The sequence below is a fragment of the Sphaerospermopsis sp. FACHB-1194 genome (assembly GCF_014696235.1).
GTDB classification, from domain to species: Bacteria; Cyanobacteriota; Cyanobacteriia; order Cyanobacteriales; family Nostocaceae; genus Sphaerospermopsis; species Sphaerospermopsis kisseleviana.
Genome location: NZ_JACJPU010000022.1, coordinates 60,910 through 81,973 on the forward strand (window position 1 = coordinate 60,910; position 21,064 = coordinate 81,973).

General features: G+C 36.8%; 13 protein-coding genes, 1 tRNA gene and 1 pseudogene. 9 read left to right on the top strand and 6 right to left on the bottom strand.

The window, feature by feature from the left end; translation table 11 throughout:
• Positions 1-798: 798 nt before the first annotated feature.
• The 4 genes and pseudogenes from H6F45_RS26570 to H6F45_RS14320 form a co-directional block, all read right to left on the bottom strand.
• On the bottom strand, positions 799-1,698 hold the full coding sequence (locus tag H6F45_RS26570; protein WP_242052627.1) for a type I restriction-modification system subunit M N-terminal domain-containing protein: 900 nt from the start codon (positions 1,696-1,698) through the stop codon (positions 799-801).
• A gap of 51 nt (positions 1,699-1,749) precedes the next feature.
• Positions 1,750-3,153 carry an N-6 DNA methylase gene (locus H6F45_RS14310; RefSeq protein WP_190347494.1) on the bottom strand — a complete coding sequence of 468 codons (1,404 nt, stop codon included), beginning with the start codon at positions 3,151-3,153 and terminating at the stop codon, positions 1,750-1,752.
• Between the two features lie 9 nt (positions 3,154-3,162).
• Positions 3,163-3,621 (bottom strand): annotated as a pseudogene (locus H6F45_RS14315) (type I restriction-modification enzyme R subunit C-terminal domain-containing protein); the annotation flags it as partial.
• Between the two features lie 103 nt (positions 3,622-3,724).
• A tRNA-Pro gene (locus H6F45_RS14320) sits at positions 3,725-3,798 on the bottom strand.
• Between the two features lie 125 nt (positions 3,799-3,923).
• Between H6F45_RS14320 and lipA the strand changes: the two genes are divergently transcribed.
• The 4 genes from lipA (at position 3,924) to H6F45_RS14340 (ending at position 8,449) form a co-directional block, all read left to right on the top strand.
• Positions 3,924-4,793, top strand: coding sequence for a lipoyl synthase (lipA, locus tag H6F45_RS14325; protein WP_137666224.1), 870 nt, complete (start codon positions 3,924-3,926; stop codon positions 4,791-4,793).
• A gap of 119 nt (positions 4,794-4,912) precedes the next feature.
• On the top strand, positions 4,913-5,836 hold the full coding sequence (locus tag H6F45_RS14330) for an NAD(P)H-dependent glycerol-3-phosphate dehydrogenase (RefSeq protein WP_190347495.1): 924 nt from the start codon (positions 4,913-4,915) through the stop codon (positions 5,834-5,836).
• 738 nt (positions 5,837-6,574) lie between these two features.
• The gene (gene sigC, locus H6F45_RS14335; RefSeq protein ID WP_190347496.1) at positions 6,575-7,840 is read left to right on the top strand and encodes an RNA polymerase sigma factor SigC; all 1,266 of its coding nucleotides are present in this window, start codon (positions 6,575-6,577) and stop codon (positions 7,838-7,840) included.
• A 153-nt stretch (positions 7,841-7,993) separates the two neighbouring features.
• A complete protein-coding gene (locus tag H6F45_RS14340) occupies positions 7,994-8,449 on the top strand; it encodes a transcriptional repressor (protein WP_096572159.1) in 456 nt (151 codons plus the stop codon).
• A 194-nt stretch (positions 8,450-8,643) separates the two neighbouring features.
• On the opposite strand, the gene cobN is transcribed toward H6F45_RS14340, so the two are convergent.
• Positions 8,644-12,423: a cobaltochelatase subunit CobN gene (gene cobN / locus H6F45_RS14345; protein WP_190347497.1), complete on the bottom strand. Its 3,780-nt coding sequence runs from the start codon at positions 12,421-12,423 to the stop codon at positions 8,644-8,646.
• Between the two features lie 200 nt (positions 12,424-12,623).
• Here cobN and H6F45_RS14350 point away from each other — a divergent pair, with 200 nt between their 5' ends.
• Together H6F45_RS14350 and H6F45_RS14355 are read left to right on the top strand one after the other, a co-directional pair.
• Positions 12,624-14,585 carry a GAF domain-containing sensor histidine kinase gene (locus H6F45_RS14350; RefSeq protein ID WP_190347498.1) on the top strand — a complete coding sequence of 654 codons (1,962 nt, stop codon included), beginning with the start codon at positions 12,624-12,626 and terminating at the stop codon, positions 14,583-14,585.
• Positions 14,586-14,687: 102 nt separating this feature from the next.
• A complete protein-coding gene (locus H6F45_RS14355; RefSeq protein ID WP_190347499.1) occupies positions 14,688-15,395 on the top strand; it encodes an N-acetylmannosamine-6-phosphate 2-epimerase in 708 nt (235 codons plus the stop codon).
• A gap of 400 nt (positions 15,396-15,795) precedes the next feature.
• Here the strand turns inward: H6F45_RS14355 and H6F45_RS14360 are convergent, their stop codons facing one another.
• Entirely contained in the window at positions 15,796-16,026 is a 231-nt protein-coding gene (locus H6F45_RS14360) for a hypothetical protein (protein ID WP_096572155.1), read from the bottom strand.
• Positions 16,027-16,097: 71 nt separating this feature from the next.
• Here H6F45_RS14360 and H6F45_RS14365 point away from each other — a divergent pair, with 71 nt between their 5' ends.
• From H6F45_RS14365 to H6F45_RS14375, 3 genes are all read left to right on the top strand, one after another.
• Positions 16,098-16,703 carry a DUF3318 domain-containing protein gene (locus H6F45_RS14365; RefSeq protein WP_137666247.1) on the top strand — a complete coding sequence of 202 codons (606 nt, stop codon included), beginning with the start codon at positions 16,098-16,100 and terminating at the stop codon, positions 16,701-16,703.
• 129 nt (positions 16,704-16,832) lie between these two features.
• On the top strand, positions 16,833-17,171 hold the full coding sequence (locus tag H6F45_RS14370) for a carbon dioxide-concentrating mechanism protein CcmK (RefSeq protein WP_137666218.1): 339 nt from the start codon (positions 16,833-16,835) through the stop codon (positions 17,169-17,171).
• A 148-nt stretch (positions 17,172-17,319) separates the two neighbouring features.
• The gene (locus H6F45_RS14375) at positions 17,320-20,586 is read left to right on the top strand and encodes a type ISP restriction/modification enzyme (protein WP_190347500.1); all 3,267 of its coding nucleotides are present in this window, start codon (positions 17,320-17,322) and stop codon (positions 20,584-20,586) included.
• Positions 20,587-21,064 lie beyond the last annotated feature (478 nt).

Consider the following 21,064-nt stretch of genomic DNA (forward strand, 5'->3'; position numbering starts at 1 on the left):
TGTCGCTTTTCGCAACTCCTGTCGCAATAGAATGTAATAGATGAAACCTTTACTATGTAAGGAGTATAGCTTATTTATCTCTACCACAGACCAATTTGCCTATTTTGCATATTGTATGGGGCGTGATCTTGGTTAGCACAAAATACCAGAGTTTTTTGATTTTGATCTATTTCTGCCATGAACAATTGCACTCGGTAGCGTTCCCGTTCTTCAATTTCAATAATGCGATTAAAGTCTGTTTCTGTATAGGTTTTTTCATCATCTATTGCCCCTTCTATGACATCATCATCAGGACTGTAAATATATTCATCTAAGAGGATGTTTTAAAAGTCCCTCATGATGTATCAAAAATTTTAGATCCCCCTAAATCCCCCTTGAAAAGGGGGACTTTGATTCTAGTTCCCCCCTTATTAAGCTCACAGGGGTAGGTTTTTAATATTATCTGTTGAGGCAGGACCTGGAAGACAAGGAGGGAAAGTAGACAAGGAAGATTTTATCAGCACAATGGTCTTTTTGTTACCAAGAGAATATGATTTTGTACGGTTTTCCTCCCTTGTCCACTGTCCTTCCTTGTCCCCCAAGTCTTGCCCTCACGACAATGTAAAAAACCTACCCTTGTAAGCCCTTATTAAGGGGGCTTAGGGGGGATCTGCAAGTGTATAAAGTCACCATCTAAAACTTTTCAAACACCCTCTAAGATATCATTTACCGATTGCTTTAAAAATGATATAATATATATAAACCAGGGACAAAATTCGGCTTCATGCCGTGTGATTGTCAAGCAAAGTCTTAACAATCCTATATCCCTGGTATTTTTGTAGCTGTTAGAGGGTTTTTACGAGTATAGTACACCCCATACCTAGCAAATCTTGTGTCATCAATATCATGCACAAGTGCAAATTTTGACCAGAGAAACTCAATATATCTATCCTCACCTCTCTCATACAAGCGTTGTAAAGCCCACAGAAAGTAATCTACAGCTTGTAAACTTGGACAATTAGGAGGGATGTTAGCAGTTATATTAATAGTTGCTGTACTGGTAATACCCCATTGTTCAGCGAACTTTGCTCTAGCTGATTCTAAAGCAACTTTGAAGGCTTCGGTTCTCTCAGAAGTACCTCGTCTAGCAAAGCAAATATTATATTCATCATCCTTGTGTAAACGATCCTTAAATAAACGCCGCGTCAAATAATCATATTTATCAAAGCGAATTTCATTTACTTTATTCAGAACATCCCATAGCAAAGTCCCGCTAATCATGCGGTTATTCACATCTTTGAAAACCTTAGCGATAACATCGGCGCGTTTATTACCAGCTTTGCTTTTGAGATTCCGCAAATAAGCGAGTAAACCTTCACCTTTGTTACCATCTGGTAAAACTGCTTCATCATTATTGATGAAACTTTTTAATTTATCGCTGGTAAAATCTTCATTAGCAGCCCAATCACGCCATCGATAAGGCGGTTTAATAGTTGGTTTATACTCAATTCTCTCTAATTTTGCATCTGCTTCATGCAGTTTCTCAGAATCATCCAACAATTTCAAGAACATTATCCAAGTCAACTGGGGAAGACGGTCTAATTCTCCGTTTAGACCTTTATCTGTCCGCATGATATCACGGGCTGATTTTACCACGCTGCCTAGTTTTTGGGCGGTGGTGACGGATTTATCGTTTTGTTTGGTGGTGCGTTTGGGCATTATTAAATCTGATACTTTTTTATATAATGATTGAAGTATACTTCACCTTTACTATTCTGGTATTTTCAGTCCTAAGTCATTTAGTAAGCGTTTACCGTATTCAAAGTTTTCTTCTGTTGTTTGTATCTTACTTTCAGGTAATTTTTTTTCAGAGTATTTGTCATTAATGCAATGATAATAAGAATTAGGTTTTTCATATTTATATAAATATATAAACTTACTTTCCAAGTAAAGTATTTGTGCTTTATCCCAATATTCATCTCTGTCTCTACTGGTCAGTAGAAAAACTTTATCCCAAAATTTTATTTTATGCTTAGAAATTCTCTCCAAGAAATTATTGGTTTCTCCTACATATATAGCTGGTCTTCCTTTATATTCACCTGTTAAGAAATAGACACCACTGAGTTTATATTGCTCTCTATTTTTAATTGTTTTTAATTGCAATTTATCCAAGCAATAAGCTTTTTCTATTCGATTATGTATTTGAGCAATTGAAATGTTGTCATTGTTAGTATATTTGTGGGGTATTTCACTCTTAATACCTGTAGTTATTAGGTGTGATTCATTTTTATGATCATGAAAATTTGTTTCTTCATAATTTTCAGATGAAGATTCTATTTTGATGTTTGTAGGTTCTTCATGTAATTCTTTTTCATATACATACAATTCTGGTAAAAGATTATAATTATTACAGGCTATGTCATTAATTTTTACATTTTTGAGTATACCAAAAATATCATTATATTTTTGAGATGTAATACAATTGCGATTTTGATTATTATCAAATAATAATCTCATAATCTCTTCATGCTGGTTAATATCAGTATCATTAATCATTGAAATTAACCCACGGCGTTCAATAGCTTTATTACTGTTCAGTACAAAAATACAGCCAGGAGTATTGGTAGCATAATAATATTTAGGATGATTAGGTAGTTTAATTATACAATCTATGTAGTCAGCACGGACTAAAGTTTCTCTAATATTATTTAGACTTATAATATTAGAATCTAAAAAATAATTTGGAAGAAATATAACTGCTCGTCCATCTTTTGACCATTTTTTAATTATTAAATTTAGCCAATCACCCAAATCTTTATCCTTGTTTATAAAAGGTGGATGGCAAATAATAACATCATATCCTTCTGGATGTATATTTATGTTTGTATTAAAACAATCTCCTACGGAAATATTTTCGTTAATATATTCATATCTGCTAAATAGATTACTAAACATTGTTGAACACAATGATAATTTTTGTTCATCTGCTGGACTAATTTCACTTATTGCCCTTAATAAGTGTCCCGAACCACAAGCATCATCATAATTATCTTTTAGTGCATCTAGTAATAAATGAGATATATTATGAGATGATACGAAATTACCTATATCATTTTGTGCTATTTTGTTAATCAAATTGTCCCATACAGAGGAATTAATTTTGTTATTTTCCATGATGTTTTATTATGCTGAATAAAGTAAACTTTGCAACTGATTTACAGCGTCCCTCAATTCCTGAATACCCCCAAACCGTTCAGCAATTTCAATTACATTACCATAATTATCAAACTCCCGATTAGCCTTAAAAGTCGTGGGAATATTAAACTCCTCAACTCCCTTTTCAGCATACTTATCCAAAAGTATCTCTAAAATTTCCCTTGCTTCCTCCCCATATTGGTTAAAAAAGTCAGACTTACCACGACGCAACCTTTCAACCCGTTGTTTGTAAGTCAACACCGGAGCATCAAAGGCTATATGACATAATAAATCAAAAGGATCAGCATCGGGAAAACTTGTAACTGCTTTTAACTCATCAAAATCAATTCCCCTATCTGCCAATAAATCAATAATTTCTGCCCGTTCTTCAGGAACAGCCCAGCGTTGTTGTATTTCTATAGTAGAACGATAGAGAGTTCTAACTTGTTCTCTCGTATACTAGGTAGTTTGGCAACGCGGACAGTAATTTGGCAAGAAGGACAACAATTTGTCAACGCGGACAAATAATCTGGCAAGTGACAATTAACAATCGGGATGACTGGATTCGAACCAGCGGCCCCTTCGTCCCGAACGAAGTGCGCTACCAAGCTGCGCTACATCCCGTAAAAAAAATATGCTTATCAAGACTAGTATATCATAACCATAGCCAAATAAAAAAACAAAATATTTTATAAAGGACTTTGCTTGCTAGGATTATAGTTGTATAACTTCAGTAAACAAAGCGGATTGTGACTGTAAAACCAGACTGGTTGCGGGTAAAAGCACCGCAGTGGGAGCGCGTTGGTAACGTTAAAGAAATTTTACGGGATTTAGCCCTGAATACAGTTTGTGAAGAAGCATCCTGTCCCAACATTGGCGAATGTTTCAACGCTGGAACTGCTACATTTTTAATTATGGGTCCAGCCTGTACCAGAGCTTGTCCTTACTGTGATATTGACTTTGAGAAAAAACCCAAACCCTTAGATCCCACCGAACCCGCAAGACTCGCGGAGGCTGTTCGCAGAATGCAGCTAAATCACGTCGTGATTACTTCCGTGAACAGAGATGATTTAGTAGATGGTGGTGCGTCCCAGTTTGTTAAGTGTATTAACGCAGTTCGTGAAGTATCACCCAAAACTACTATTGAAGTGCTAATTCCTGATTTATGCGGAAACTGGGATGCACTAGAAATCATACTCCAGGCTAAACCAGAAGTCACAAACCATAATACGGAAACCGTCCCACGTTTGTATCGTCGAGTACGTCCCCAAGGTGACTATCAAAGAACGATGGTTCTGTTAGAACGTACTCACCAAATTTGCCCTAGCACTTACACCAAATCTGGTATCATGGTCGGTTTAGGTGAAACAGATGCCGAAGTTCGCCAAGTCATGCAAGATTTACGATCAGTAAAATGTGATATTTTGACCATTGGGCAATACCTCCAACCCAGTCAAAAACATCTGCAAGTTACTGATTTTATTACTCCTGAACAATTTGCAGCTTGGCAAGCTTATGGTGAAGAAATCGGATTTTTACAAGTTGTTTCTTCCCCCTTGACAAGAAGCTCCTATCATGCTGAACAAGTCAGGGAATTAATGAAACGTTATCCCAGATAGGGGACTGGTGACTGGTGACTGGTGACTGGTGACTGGGGAGAAAATTCTTTCCCTGTTCCCTGTTCCCTTCTTCCCCAATTACTAATTACCAATTACCCATTATCCATTACCCATTACCAATGACCAAAACGATCGCTATTTTAGGTGCAGGTGCTTGGGGTACAACCCTGGCAAATTTAGCACGTGCAAATGATCATCAGGTGCGTTTATGGTCACGCCAGGGTGATCTTTCCTTAGAGGATGTTGTTAAAAATGCCGAAATAGTCCTATCCGCTATATCTATGAAAGGTGTACAGGATGTAGCGTTATCGGTTAAATCTTGTCAAATATCTCCACAGACAATATTTGTCACCGCTACCAAAGGTTTAGATGCGAAAACAACCCGTACACCTTCCCAAATTTGGCAAACCGAATTTCCTGATCATTCAGTAGTTGTCCTTTCAGGCCCTAATTTATCTGAAGAAATTTCTCAGGGTTTACCCGCTGCTACCGTAGTAGCCAGCAAAAATACCGCTGCTGCCCAAGTCGTGCAACAAGTCTTTTCTTCTGGACGTTTTCGTGTGTATACTAACTCTGATCCGGTAGGTGTGGAACTAGGTGGTACACTCAAAAACGTGATGGCGATCGCATCTGGTGTCTGTGATGGTTTGCATTTGGGAACTAATGCCAAAGCAGCTTTAGTAACTCGCGGCTTGACAGAAATCATTCGTATTGGTAAAGTTTTGGGCGCAAAAACGGAAACTTTTTATGGTTTATCCGGTCTAGGAGATTTGTTAGCCACCTGCAACAGCCCCTTAAGCCGTAATTATCAAGTCGGCTATCAGTTGGCCAGTGGAAAAACGCTGACAGAAATTCTCGCCTCTTTACCAGGAACTGCTGAAGGTGTAAACACTTGTCAAGTTTTGATGCAAATATCCCAGGAGCAAAATATTACTATGCCTATTACTGAGCAGGTTTATCGGTTATTGGAAACTCAAGTTACACCCAAACAGGCATTAGATGAACTCATGTTAAGAGATACTAAGCCAGAATATCACCAATAAATTAATGGCTTGCACCATGCTCCACTATAAGCATTATTTCGTAACTCACATCTGCTAATTACCAAATAATCACTAAAGAAATTGTTAAATCGTCAGGAAACTACTTCCACCATCATGTAAATATAACTATGTAGTTTATCAACAGCAAAATTACTAGGGATAGAATTGTACATAGTTATGAAAATAACCGTAAATATTCCTAGAACATCTCAGTTAACTAAGTCAGTGATTACCGCAAAAAGCAGGTAAATGAAGTCAACAATTGATGTACTTTTTATTTACTTTCCCTATGTACCAAGAAGCTTTGACTGCTATACAGACGTTCGTCCTTAGAGAAGTTCCACCAGAACATCTCTACATACCGCTACTGTGTTTCCAGCCTGGCTGTAGCTAGAAACGTCTATGAGTTCAATCAAAAACCTACAGTCACCAAAAAAATTCGGTAAAAGTGTATCCCTAAGTGAGTTCAAGAATCTAATTTTATACCATTAATAATTTTGGTTGTAGCTTAGGTAGGGTAAGTTGAGTTGTGTACTAGCGAATTATATTCGCCACCTACTTTTCAGACAGCCCCGCAGAATTAGTACAATCTTCCTTCTGCAAAGAATTGTACTGCAAAATTCAATTGTGTTATTTCATCGTGAATTACGGGAACAATAGCAACAGTTGATGATCTGACCGTAATTTTAGCGATTTTAGCTGACCGTAATCTATTAGTACCTTCACAATTAAGACATTATGCCCGCAACATCTTTTCACACAGATGCAGCCTACGATTCCCAAAAGTCTAACCTAACATTAGACTCTGATCTAAATTCTGATCTCAATATTGATGAGGGTGATTTGTCCCTAGATGAACTACAAGATATAGAAATAGCTGCTGTTGATCCTCATAACTTGGCTGCAAATAATACCAACCGTCGTAGTACAGACCTAGTACGTTTATACCTTCAAGAAATTGGCCGAGTACGTTTGTTAGGGCGGGATGAAGAAGTTTCCGAAGCTCAAAAAGTACAGCGATATTTGCGGATGCGGATCGTGCTTGCTAACGCAGCAAAACAAGGTGACGCTGTAATTGCCCCTTATCTGAATTTAATAGAAGTTCAGGAGCGTTTAGTATCTGAATTAGGACACCGCCCCTCATTAGAAAGATGGGCTAGAACTGCTGGCATAGAATTATCCGAGCTTAAACCTACATTATCAGAAGGTAAAAAACGCTGGGCGGAAATTGCCAAGTTGACAGTAGAAGAACTTGATGAAATTCAATCTCAAGGACTTCAAGCCAAAGAACACATGATCAAGGCTAACTTGCGCCTTGTAGTATCTGTTGCCAAAAAGTATCAAAATCGTGGCTTGGAATTATTAGATTTGGTACAAGAAGGTACTTTAGGATTAGAACGAGCAGTAGAGAAATTTGATCCTACAAAGGGTTATCGTTTTAGTACCTATGCTTATTGGTGGATACGTCAAGGAATAACCAGAGCGATCGCTACTTCCAGCCGGACAATTCGCCTACCTGTTCATATTACCGAAAAACTCAACAAAATCAAAAAAGCACAACGGAAAATTGCTCAAGAAAAAGGTCGTACACCTACTTTAGAAGATTTAGCACTTGAGTTAGATATGACACCTACCCAAGTGCGGGAAGTTTTGTTGCGAGTTCCTCGTTCTGTTTCACTAGAAACCAAAGTAGGGAAAGACAAAGACACCGAGTTAGGAGATTTATTAGAAACTGATAGCGTTACCCCAGAAGAAATGTTAATGCGAGAATCTTTACATAAAGATTTGCAGCATTTACTAGCAGATTTAACCACCCGTGAACGTGAAGTGATTCTGATGCGGTTTGGTTTATCCGATGGACATCCCTATTCATTAGCCGAAATAGGCCGCGCTTTAGACCTCTCACGAGAAAGAGTACGACAAATAGAATCCAAAGCCTTACAAAAACTTCGCCAACCCAAGCGCCGTAACCTCGTCCGCGACTATTTAGAATCTTTAAGTTAGGGTGATTGGTGATTGGGAAGATGAATAACCCAATGCCCCATACCCCATGCCCAATAACAACTAACAAACATTCTCAATAAGTTAGGATTGTTGCAAATTGCTCCTAATATTTGTTATATTCTCAATTAACAGGCTTTGTTGAGAAAATTTAGTATGACTGTCTACACAACTGGTTCACTTAAGGCAGAACTAAACGACCGAGGCTGGCGTTTAACTCCTCAACGAGAAACAATTCTACATATATTTCAAGAACTTCCCCAGGGTGAACATTTAAGTGCTGAGGATCTTTATCATCGCCTAGAAAGTGATGGTGAGGGTATCAGTTTATCAACCATCTATCGCACCCTCAAGTTAATGTCCAGGATGGGAATTTTACGGGAACTAGAGTTGGGTGAAGGACATAAACACTATGAAATTAACCAACCTTACCCCCATCATCACCACCATCTGATTTGTGTTCGTTGTAATACTACAATTGAGTTCAAAAACGATTCAATTTTGAAAATCGGTGCAAAAACAGCCCAAAAAGAAGGTTATCACTTATTAGATTGTCAATTAACTATTCATGCTGTTTGTCCCAAATGCCAACGGGCATTAATGCCACTTTAGCTAATGTGTCAGGAGTCAGGAGTCGTAGGGGCGAAGCATTCGGAAAATAGCCTTGGACGAGAATTGATAATTGATGTCCCGAATGCTTCACCTGTACAGGAGTCAGAATATTTGATCAATCAGCATAGGAATCAATAAGTGATTGGTGATTGGTGATTGGGCGGATGAATAACCTAATGTTCAATGCCCAATAACTAATTTTCTTCTATAGCTGCTTCTGCTTCATGGACTAAATTTCTCAAATTTTCCAAAGTTTCTAAATTGACATCTTCCCATAAACCTCGTTTGTGTGCTTCTAGCAACCTTTCAGCTATATCTCGCAAAGCCCAAGGGTTTTTGTTGTGAATAAACTCACAAACTACAGAATCTTGTAAATAATTATCTACAATTCCCTGATACATATAATTTTCCACACATTGGGCGGTGGCATCGTAGGCAAATAAAAAATCTACCGTTGCTGCCATTTCAAACGCGCCTTTATAACCATGACGCATTACCCCTGCTATCCATTTCGGGTTAACCACACGGGAACGATAAACCCTAGTAATTTCTTCTTTGAGTTTACGGACTTTGGGTTGAGATGTATTAGCATTATCACCAAAATAAGTTTCGGGGTTTTTGCCTTGGAGAGAACGAACCGCAGCAGTTAAACCACCTTGAAACTGATAATAGTCATCAGAATCAAGTAAATCATGTTCTCGATTATCTTGATTATGTAGAACAACCTGCATTTTTTTTAATCTTTCGACAAATACTTCTTGAGAGGTGACAGTATTATTATTCTCTGTTCCCTTGTAAGCGTAGGAACTCCAGTTGATGTAAGCTTGGGCTAAATCTTGATCAGTTTGCCAGTTTTGGGAAGAGATTAAACCTTGAAGTCCAGCACCATAAGCACCGGGTTTAGAACCAAAAACCCGATAAAGCGATCGCTCTTTGGCAACTTCTAAACTTAAACCTTGTTGTGTCCATAAATCAATATCTTGCTTTACCGCACCTACTAACGGGTTTTCCTCCTCTGGTTCATCTAAACTTGCAACCGCTGCCACTGCTTGAGAAAATAGATCAATTAAATTAGGAAAAGCATCACGGAAAAATCCCGAAATTCTCAAAGTCACATCAACACGGGGACGACCTAAAATTGATAAAGGTAGAATTTCAAAATCTACTACTCTTCTAGCTGCACCATCCCAAATCGGTTGCACACCCAATAAAGCTAAAGCTTCCGCAATATCATCTCCTCCTGTTCTCATGGTAGAAGTTCCCCAAACTGATAAACCCAGAGTTTTGGGATATTCTCCATGTTCTTGAGTGTAGGTTTCAATGAGATTTTCTGCTGCTTTTCTGCCCACATCCCAGGCGGTTTCTGTAGGAATAGCGCGAATATCTACAGCATAGAAATTTTTACCTGTGGGAAGAACTTCTGGCCTTCCTCTTGTCGGTGCGCCAGATGCAGCACTAGGAACATATTTTCCATCTATTCCTTTAAGTAAGTTGGTAATTTCTTGGGTTGTGTTTTTTAATGCTGGAAGAAGTTTTAATTCTATCCAGTTAAGGACTGGTGACTGGTGACTGGTGACTGGTGACTGGGAATTGATGATTTTTTCGACTAAAAAAGCGGCTTCTTCTTCTAATAGTTCAATGACATCGCCGTGGGTATGACAAGATTTAATTTGCACGCAGAGACGCAGAGGCGCAGAGAGAGTTGCAGGAGGATGAAATTTATTACTGTATTCTGTTGTTAAAGGATCGAAATCTAAACCCCAATTTTCTGCGATCGCACGGGTAATTCCGATAGAATGACGGTTGGGGATGCGGGCGATCGCAATGATTAAATCTCTTAGTTGTCTACCTTGGGGAACTTGTCCGAAAATGTGTAAACCGTCGCGGATCTGTGCTTCTTTGAGTTCGCACAAATAACCATCTAAGGAGTTTAAAATTAAACTTTCAAAGTTTACAATATCCTTTTCATCAGTGATACCTAAATCTTTGTAGAGATTTTCTTTGATGACTAATTCTTGAATGCGATCGCGTAATGTGGGTAAACGAGAAGGATCTAATGTTTCTGCTTCGTAATATTCATCAATTAAATTTTCTACCTGTTGCAATGCTCCATATAATTCCGCCCGTGTCATGGGTGGTGTCAGATGGTCAATGATTACTGCTTGAGAACGACGTTTAGCTTGTGAACCTTCACCTGGATCATTAACAATAAAAGGATATAAATGAGGCATGGGACCAAAGGCTATTTCAGGATAACAAGTATTAGATAAAGCTACACTTTTACCTGGTAACCATTCTAAATTGCCATGTTTTCCGACATGAATGATCGCATCACTGCCAAAAATTTCTCTTACCCAATAATAAAAAGCCAAATAATCGTGAGTTGGTTCTAAATCTGGTGCATGATAATTTAAACTCGGATCATTTTCATAACCCCTTGATGGTTGAATACCTACAAAAACATTACCAAATTGAATACCGGGAATCGGAAATTGGTGATTGGTGATTGGGTTATTTACCTCCCCATCTCCCCAACGTTCAATAATTCTTTGTTGTACAGGTGCGGGTAAACTAGCAAAATACGCTTGATATTCTTCTACAGAAAGACTTTGATTTACTCGTTTCCAATCTTTTCCTTCTGGATCATTGGTAACACCAGCAGTTAAAATTTTAATTAACTCATCACCATCAGCGGGGATATTTCCCACATCATAACCAGCCGATTTTAAGGACTTGAGGATTTCTACACAACTAGCAGGAGTATCCAAACCTACGCCATTAGCCAGCCTACCATTGGTGTTGGGGTAATTTGCCAAAATTAGAGCTAGACGACGTTCTGAGGGCATTTTATGGCGTAATCGGACCCAATTTGCAGCCAGTTGGGCAACAAAATCAATGCGATCGCTCAAAGGTTCATAAACGACTACATCAGTTTCCAAGTCATCATTGCGAGTTTGCCAACTTTTAAAAGAAACCGCCCTAGTAATAATCCGCCCATCTACCTCTGGTAAAGCCACATTCATGGCCATATCACGGGGAGTTAAACCCTGTAACTGTGCTTCCCACTGTTCCACTGAACTAGCACAAAGAATCACCTGTAACACCGGCACATCTAACTTTTCCCACAGTTCAATTTGCGGTGTTTCCGTCTCCAAACGTGCTAGAGAAAAACTGGTAGTGTTTAATAACAGGCTAATAGGTTGAGAATCTTCAGGTTGAAAAAACTTGATTAACTCATCAGTTACACCTGGTTCACGTAAAGAAGAAACAAAAATCGGTACAGGTTGTAAATTTTTCTTGATTAATGCAGTACATAAAGCATCAATAACTTTTGTATTTCCGGCTAAATAATGGGCGCGGTAGAATAAAATACCTATTTTGGGTAACTGGGAAAAATCTTCCCCCTGCTCCCTGCTCCCTGCTCCCTGTCCTTTATACAATCCCACACGGGGAACAGGTTGTGGTTGTGGGGGGTTGAATGTGGTTAAGAGGGAAATATCAGAGATAAAAAGTAGAGCATTCAGGAAATTTTCTATACCACCTTCCCGGAAATACTGCCATACTTGGTTAACAAGTTCAGTAGAAATAGTTGATTTTGATATTAAATCTGGATCAAGAGCGTCGTCTCCAGGCATTACAATTAAAGTTATGCCATTACTTGCGGCAATTTCCTGCACCACTTCCAAACCATACGCCCAATAGGAACTTCCTCCTAATAGGCGCAAAACAATTACCTGGGCAAGTTCTAAAACTTGTTCGCCATAATTATCAATACTGATTTGTTGCTGTAGTTGCAGCAGGTTAGCAACTCTAATTTGAGGAAATTCGGCAGGTAATTTTGGTACTGTTGCTGCTAAAGTTTGAATGTCGGTGTCAGCAGCAGTAATCAAAACGAAAGGGGCTGGGGTTTGTTCCAGAAGAACTAAACCGTCTGACTGATTCCATCCGCCTGGTGTGGCACTTATACGATGCATAATTCTTTATTACTACCTTAAACTGTTGATTAGTACACAATCACAAAAAACCAGGAAAAATCCTGCAAGTCCTACGAACAGGCTAAGACGATGGGAAGATAGGGAGATGGGAAGCTGGGGAGGTAAATAACCCCATTACCCATTACCCATTCCCCATTACCCTACTTAGGTATTCCGCCCATCTCATTAGAATTTTGAAAATGCTTAGTTCTCCCGATTTGAGCTTTTCTCGAACCTTGCCTTTAAGTATATTTAATCGGCTTGGCGAGTTGTTGCACCAGATGGCTCAAGCAATAGGCAGTGCTGCTTTGGTACTTACAGAAGCTGTGCTGGCGCGGATTCTCATTCCTGTTGAGTGGCAACAACAACGATTTACCCTTGTAGTTTCTGAGCGATTTAGTGCGCTGTTGTTAGGCAACATAGAGGCAGGGGAAGAGGGAAGTAGGGTAGCACACAAGGAAGATGTTACCTTAAATTGCTTAAATGCTAGTTTGACATTTAATTCCCAAGCGATCGCTGCTTTTGTATCTAATTTAAGAAATTTATTTGAGTCTCATTCTTACACTTACAAAAACATCACACAATATCAACAAGTTCTTGCTCCTAATGATGCAACGCTGCAAAGTAAATTTACCCTATTGTTATTGGAATATCTCCTCCCACTTGTTAACAAGGACTCACAAACATCTACTATTTCCATTCTCACGGAAGGTTTTAGTTGTAAACCTGTAGAAGATGCTCTCACAAAACAAATTGCCCAAGAACGGCTGTTAAATAAGGTAACAACGCAAATCCGTAAAAGTCTAGATTTGCCTGTAATTATGGACACGGCAATTACTCAAGTACGTGAGTTTTTGGAATTAGATAGATTAGTCATCTATAAATTTTTATCATCTCCAGCTAATACGCAAAACACATCTCTTAACTGTCAATATTTAGCACCTACTGTAGTCAACTCTAAACTTACAGAACAAGACCGTCAACAGTATGGGGGTTGTGTAGTATATGAATCTCTAGGACAAGATTCGATTACCTCTGTTTTGAATTTGCAAGAAGAAAACTGTCTGAATCGAAATTCTGGATCTTGGGAAAAATATCACCAAGGTTTTACTTTAGCAGTAGATGATGTAGAAAAAACCTATTCCCTAGAAGATTGTTTATTGAATTTTTTAAGGAAGAATAAAATTAGGGCAAAGTTGGCAGCCCCGATTATTTTTGAAGATAAACTTTGGGGTTTATTAATTGCTCATCAATGTCATACTCCTCGTAATTGGAGTGAAAGTGAAAAAAGCTTGTTGTCATCAGTTGCAGAACAGTTAGCTATAGCTATTCATCAATCTGAATTAATGGGTTCTTTGCGAGAAGCTACACGCACTTTGACTCAAGAAAAACAAACTTTAGAACAACGAGTAATTGAACGGACAATGGCACTGCGAGAAGCACTTTTAGCAGCAGAAGCAGCCAGTCGTCTCAGAAGTGAATTTCTCGCTACTATCAGCCATGAATTATTAACTCCTTTAACTTATGTTATTGGGATGTCTTCTACATTATTGCGCTGGCCTTTGGGTGAGTTAAGTCAACGACAACGGGATTATTTACAAACTATCCATGACAGCGGAGAACACTTATTAGAAATGATTAATGATATCCTCGATTTATCACAGATTGAGGCGGGGAAAACAGTATTAAATATTGCTGAATTTTCTTTAGTGAAGTCAGCAGAAAAGATATTAGACTCTTTATTAGAAAAAGCAACCAGTGAAAAAGTTACCCTGAAACTTGATTTACAAATTAATTCTACCAGTGATATTTTTCAAGCTGATTCTGGAAGAATAGAACAAATTCTTTGGAATTTATTAACTAATGCTATTAAGTTCACCCCAGAAGGTGGTAATGTCACGTTACGTCTATGGGTAGAAGAAAATACCGCTGTATTTCAAGTAGAAGATACTGGAATTGGTATACCAGAAGAAAAATTACCATTACTGTTTGAGAAATTTCAACAACTTGATACTCCCTATCGTCGTCGCTATGAAGGTACAGGAGTTGGTTTAGCTTTAACTAAACAACTGGTAGAACTTCATCGGGGTCGAATTGAAGTAGAATCAACTGTAGGTATGGGTTCAATTTTTACTGTTTGGATACCAAAACAATTAAAATAATTGATAATTGATAATTGATAATTGATAATTGATAATTTGTAATTCAAAAAACTCCAATTACCAATTACCAATTACCAATTACCAATTACCTCAACATCAAACATGATTAATTTAGAAAAAGGATTAATAGTTTCCTGTCAAGCACCTGTAGACTCACCATTACATGATCCTTATATTATTGGCGCAATGGCACAAGCCGCAGTGAATAATGGTGCTGTAGCCGTGAGAATTGACACACCCAATCATATTAAAGCTGTGCGGGAAAAAGTCAATGTACCAATTATTGGACTTTGGAAACAAGTAATAGCAGGTTCTGATGTATATATTACCCCCCAGTTTCATCATGCTGTAGCAGTGGCTGAAGCTGGTGCTGATATTATTGCTATAGATGCCACTACTAGATATCGTCCAGGTGATGAAAAATTAATTGATATTATTACCCGCATTCATCAAGAATTAGGTAAACCAGTCATGGCAGATGTGGATACATTTACTTCTGCAAAATTAGCTGTTGACGCAGGTGCTGATATTGTTGGTACTACTCTTTTTGGGTACACTGCGGAAACTAAAAATTTTGCCCCTCCTGGTTGGGAACTTCTCACACAGATAGTAGAAAAATTAGATACCTTTGTTATTTGTGAAGGTGGTATTTCTTCCCCCAAAGAAGCAAAAAAAGCATTGAATTTAGTAGGTGCTGATGCAGTTGTAGTTGGTACTGCAATTACTGGTATTGATTTGCAAGTGAAAGCTTATGTAGAAGAAGTCAGTAGGGGCGAAGTAGGGGCGAAGCATTCGGAAAATAGCCTGTGATAAAAATTGATAATTTATCGTCCGAATGCTTCGCCCTTAGAGGTTGTTTGAAAAGTATTAGATGAAACCGATAATCTCTAGAAACCTAACCCCCCTTCCCCCCTTCCCTACAAGGGAATGGGGGTTTCAAAGCCTCTCCCCGCGTCGGGGAGAGGTTTGGAGAGGGGTTTATTTATACATTAAAAACTTTTCAAACATCCTCTTACAGGAAAATAAGCTGTTACACAGCTAAATTGTATAATCCTAATATTCTGAACTCTTGTTTAACAGGCAAGATGCCTGTTCCACTTATACAAATTAAATGCACAACAGCTTAACCTTAGACAAAAATTGATCATTGATTGCCCAATGCTGATGCTTCCAGCATACTTCGCAAACGTCCGTACAGACGTGATTGATATTAGTTGGGAGCTTTGCGATCGCTACTCCAAGCCCACCAAGCACAACCACAATGACACAGGTAAAATTCTTGCCATTTGCGACGATTTTCTGGTGTTGTCACAGGCGATCGCCGATTTAACCAAACTTGTACCGCTTCTCTACTGCTAGAGTGACATTTGGGACAGCAAAATTCATAAGCGTGAACTGCTTGATTTGTCCATTCTGGTGGTGTGGGAGCAAAAGCGTCCATATAAATATTTTCAGTAAAGTTTTAGTAGTAAATTAATATACATAATAATATTATCTCTAATAATGAAAATGATAGAGCCAAATATTGAAATTCGCCGTTTGTTAGATGTCATGCCCGCTTCTGGGCGGATGATGACTAAAATTGTCAGTAAACCAGAACAAAGTCAAGTCATAGATGCCGCTTTTCCCTTACCCTGGAGTCAGGATAGACCAATATATATTAATTTTGATTTGTGGCGACGCTTGACAAAACCACAGCGAGATTTACTACTGTTACATCAGGTAAGTTGGTTAACAGGGGTGAAGTGGATACAACCAGACATTTATCAAGGAGTGTTTTTAGCAGGGTTATTGGGTGGAGTAGTGGAAGCTGCTCAGTCTGATGTGATAGGTGTAATTATAGCTGGGGGATTAAGTGCTTTAGCTGGGGTGCGAATCTGGCGCATCAATCAATCCCAAGCATCACAATTAAAAGCCGATACAACAGCCGTTTTTATCGCCCAAAGACGGGGTTATTCAGAAGCAGAAGCAGCCCAACATTTGTTAACTGCCATTGAAACAGTAGCAAAAATTGAAGGGCGTTCTGGTTTAGATTTTAATGAATTAATTAGGTGTCAAAATTTAAGAGCGATCGCTGGTTTATCACCTGTAGGTATTCCAGATAACTATAGTAGGTGACAGGGAACAGGTGACAGGGAACAGGTGACAGGTGACAGTGTGAAAATTCTTTGGGAATTGAGGTTTTATTAATGGTTTACGCCAATTTGAGCTAACAAAATTTGAGCTAACAATAGGAGGAAAACAACATTGACATTAGCATTAGGCATGATAGAAGTATATGGTGTTCCCGCAGCAGTGGAAGCAGCAGACGCAATGTGTAAAGCAGCTAGAATCACATTTGTAGGTTATGAAAATACCGATTTAGGCAGAATTACAATTTTAATTCGTGGTGATGTGGCTGAAGTGAAAATGGCAGTCACAGAAGGATTAGAATCAGTTTTAAAAGTGAATGGTGGTGAGATACTTTCCCATCATATTATTCCTCGTCCCCATGAAAATTTAGAATGTGTTTTACCAATTTATCAAAGTTCTAGGATTAACCAATTTAACACAGATATTCGTTTTCCTCCCCCATTAAGTAATTAATTAGGTTGACTATAGAAATTCTATAAGATGGTAATAAGCCAAATGTGTCATTTGATTTTTATCTAACAATGGAAAATTATCCCAGGCTTAATTTGATTGAACCGCAAAGGACGCAAAGTACACAAAGGTAAGAGGTTTTTAGAGACTTATGTCAGATTTTAATAATTACATTCAAGATTTACAAGACAAGATTAAACATGGTGGTGAACGTAGTCATTACTCTAGTTTGGAACGTCTGATAGAGGGTTTGATTATTGGTGTTAATGTTATAGTGGAAGAAAAAGGTAATCAAGCTGGTATTCCTGACCTGACTATTAGAAAAAATGATCGGGTTGTGGGATATATTGAGGCTAAGGATGTTAATGTTGATATTAGTAAGTTAGATAAATCTGAACAAATTAAACGTTATTTGGAATCTAATATTGGTTATAATTTTATATTAACAAATTATCTTGATTTTCGTTGGTATGTAGATGGTGAATGTGAAAAAATAGCTAAATTAGCTAATATCAAAGACAATGAAATTTCTTTGGTTGATGATTTACAACCGATTACGGAATTATTACAAGCATTTATTAATCAAAAAGCTAAAGATATTAATAACTATTATGATTTGGCTAAAGCAATGGCAACTTATACTAAAACTATCAGAAATGCTATTGAATCATCTTTGATTATTGAAACAACTACAGACGAATTAAAAGAATTAAAAGAAACTTTTAAGAAGTTACTACTTTTAGATATAGATAACGCTAATTTTGCGGATATGTACGCCCAAACTATCGCTTATGGTTTATTTACTGCAAAAATAAATCATGCAAATAATCATGCACAAAACCCAGGAGATTTTGTTTTTAACCGCACCAATGCTAGTATTTATATTACTGAAAGAATACCTTTTTTAAAAGGGTTTTTCGATATAGTAATTAATGCTAATGGTGCTAATAGTGTTAGTAAAATTCACAAATCAATTGAAAATTTAATAGAATTATTTAACACAATAGATATGACCAATATTTTAGAAAATTTTGGTCGAGAAACGCGAACAGAAGATCCGGTTTTGCATTTTTATGAAACATTTTTAGCAGCTTATCAAGCATCTTTAAGAAAAAGTCGCGGTGTTTATTATACTCCTGAACCTGTAGTTAATTTTATTGTGCGTGCAGTTAATGATATTTTAACTGATAGAAATATTTTTGATTTAGAATACGGGTTAGGTAATAGACGAGTAACAATTCTTGATCCTGCAACGGGAACAGGGACATTTTTATATGCAGTCATTAAACAAATGCGTGATAATGTTGCTAAATATGGTGTTGATAGATGGAATCTGTGGTTAAAAGATGCAGAAGTTTTAAATCGTTTATTTGGATTTGAATTATTAATGACTGCTTATACAATAGCACATTTAAAATTAGGTTTATTATTAGCAGATTTTAAATATGAGTTTGCACCAGATGAAAGGTTAAAAATCTATTTAACTAATGCTTTGGAAGAAGGGATAAAACAAGGTGATTTAATTCCTGGTATTACCCAAATTATCGCGGAAGAATCTAGTCAAGCTGCAAATGTGAAAACAGAAATTCCCATTATGGTAGTATTGGGTAATCCTCCTTATTCCGTGAGTTCACAAAATGCGAGTAAACGCAAGAGAATTTTAAATCAAGATGAGAAATATTTAGCAGATGTGGAATATACGGGTTTAGTGTGGAATAAAGTTTTGAAAAATGGTAAAGCTGGAAAAACAATTACAGAATTAACCCATATTGGGGAACTTCTAGAATTATATAAAGGTAGGGTGAGATTAGAAGGTGAGAAAAATATTCAACCTTTAGATGATGATTATATTAAATTTATTCGGTTTGCACAATATCAAATTCAAAAAACTCCTCAAGGTTATGGAATTATCGGTTTTATTACTAATCATTCCTATATTAATGGTTTGATTCATCGAGGAATGAGAGAGGAGTTATTGAAATATTTTGATACTTTATATATAATGGATTTACATGGTAATTCTTTATTAAAAGAAACCTCACCCGATGGGGGTGTTGATGAAAATGTTTTTGATATTCAGCAAGGGGTAGCGATTTTAATTGCTGTCAGGGAAAAAAGCGCACCTGATTATTTTTCTACTGCTTATAAATCTAGAGATGGGGTGAAGGAGTTAGCGCAGGTTTTTTATTATGATTTGTGGGGATGTCGGGAGGAAAAATATAATTTTTTAGAGTCTACAAGTTTAGATAATGTTAATTGGATCGAGGTGAAACCTACTGCACCTAATTACTTTTTTGCACCGAAAAATTTTGATTTAGCTACAGAATATAATCAAGGTTGGAATGTTACAGATATTTTTCCTGTAAATTCAACAGGTGTTAAGACTCATAGAGATCATTTTGTTATAGATTTTGATTTACAACAATTACGTAAAAGAATAGAAGATTTTAGAAATTTAGATATAACAGATGATAAATTAGTTAATATTTATGATCTGCGAGATACTCGTGATTGGAAAATTAGTATCAAAAGAAAATTATTATCTAGTAATCTAGATTGGATGAATTATTTTACTACTTGTTTCTATCGTCCCTTTGATACAAGGTTTTACTATCATCATCAGGATGTCGTAGAGTTAACTAGAAATGAAATCATGCAAAATGTAAATAAATTAAATAATATTGGTTTGATTTTATGTCGTCAACAGTCTCAATCTGGAGAATGGAGTTTAGTGAGTGTTTCTGATCAAATTATAGAATGTTGCGCTATTTCTAATAAAACTAGAGAAACTAATTATTTATTTCTCCTGTATACATACCCAAATACAGATAATGATCAAACAAATCTTTTTGTAGAAAAAACTCCTAATTTATCTACTCAATTTTTAGAAGCAATTAAAAATAAACTCGGTAACACACCCACACCAGAACAAATATTTTACTATGCTTACGCTATTTTTCATAGTCCTACTTATCGCAGTAGATACGCTGAATTTCTCAAAATAGATTTTCCCCGTCTTCCTTTAACCAGTAATCAAAGTTTATTTACTGCTTTAGTAACTAAAGGAGAAGCATTAGTTAATTTACATTTAATGAAATCTGATATTCTGAATAATTTAATTACAACATATCAGGAAATAGGAGATCATCAAATTACTGAAGTCACCTATAATTCAGAATTACAAAGGGTATATATTAATAAACAGAATTATTTTACAGATATTCCTCAACATATTTGGGAATTTAAAATTGGTGGATATCAAGTTTTAGATAAATGGTTAAAGGACAGAAAAAATGCTAAACGCAAATTATCAAATGAGGAAATTATCCATTATCAAAAAATCGTGGTTGTGTTAACTGAAACTTTACGTATTATGGAAGATATTGATCAAATTATTCCTGGGTTTCCGATTGAGTAAATGAGGATTTTCAGGATTTTTATTGGGATTTTTTGATGATGATTGAGAGATTTTTTTGTCAGAATCAGGATATCCAGGATTTAAGGATTTACAGGATTTTTATTGGGATTTTTTGATGATGATTGAGAGATTTTTTGTCAGAATCAGGATATCCAGGATTTGAGGATTTTCAGGATTTTTATTGGGATTTTTTGATGATGATTGAGAGATTTTTTTGTCAGAATCAGGATATCCAGGATTTGAGGATTTTCAGGATTTTTATTGGGATTTTTTGATGATGATTGAGAGATTTTTTTGTCAGAATCAGGATATCCAGGATTTGAGGATTTTCAGGATTTTTATTGGGATTTTTTGATGATGATTGAGAGATTTTTTTGTCAGAATCAGGATATCCAGGATTTGAGGATTTTCAGGATTTTTATTGGGATTTTTTGATGATGATTGAGAGATTTTTTGTCAGAATCAGGATATCCAGGAT

Bases quoted from the DNA above. Each gene is read 5' to 3' on its own strand.
- H6F45_RS26570 (WP_242052627.1), bottom strand. From the start codon at position 1,698: ATGCCCAAACGCACCACCAAACAAAACGATAAATCCGTCACCACCGCC.
- H6F45_RS14310 (WP_190347494.1), bottom strand. From the start codon at position 3,153: ATGGAAAATAACAAAATTAATTCCTCTGTATGGGACAATTTGATTAAC.
- H6F45_RS14330 (WP_190347495.1), top strand. From the start codon at position 4,913: ATGACCAAAACGATCGCTATTTTAGGTGCAGGTGCTTGGGGTACAACC.
- sigC (WP_190347496.1), top strand. From the start codon at position 6,575: ATGCCCGCAACATCTTTTCACACAGATGCAGCCTACGATTCCCAAAAG.
- H6F45_RS14340 (WP_096572159.1), top strand. From the start codon at position 7,994: ATGACTGTCTACACAACTGGTTCACTTAAGGCAGAACTAAACGACCGA.
- cobN (WP_190347497.1), bottom strand. From the start codon at position 12,423: ATGCATCGTATAAGTGCCACACCAGGCGGATGGAATCAGTCAGACGGT.
- H6F45_RS14350 (WP_190347498.1), top strand. From the start codon at position 12,624: ATGCTTAGTTCTCCCGATTTGAGCTTTTCTCGAACCTTGCCTTTAAGT.
- H6F45_RS14355 (WP_190347499.1), top strand. From the start codon at position 14,688: ATGATTAATTTAGAAAAAGGATTAATAGTTTCCTGTCAAGCACCTGTA.
- H6F45_RS14360 (WP_096572155.1), bottom strand. From the start codon at position 16,026: ATGGACGCTTTTGCTCCCACACCACCAGAATGGACAAATCAAGCAGTT.
- H6F45_RS14375 (WP_190347500.1), top strand. From the start codon at position 17,320: ATGTCAGATTTTAATAATTACATTCAAGATTTACAAGACAAGATTAAA.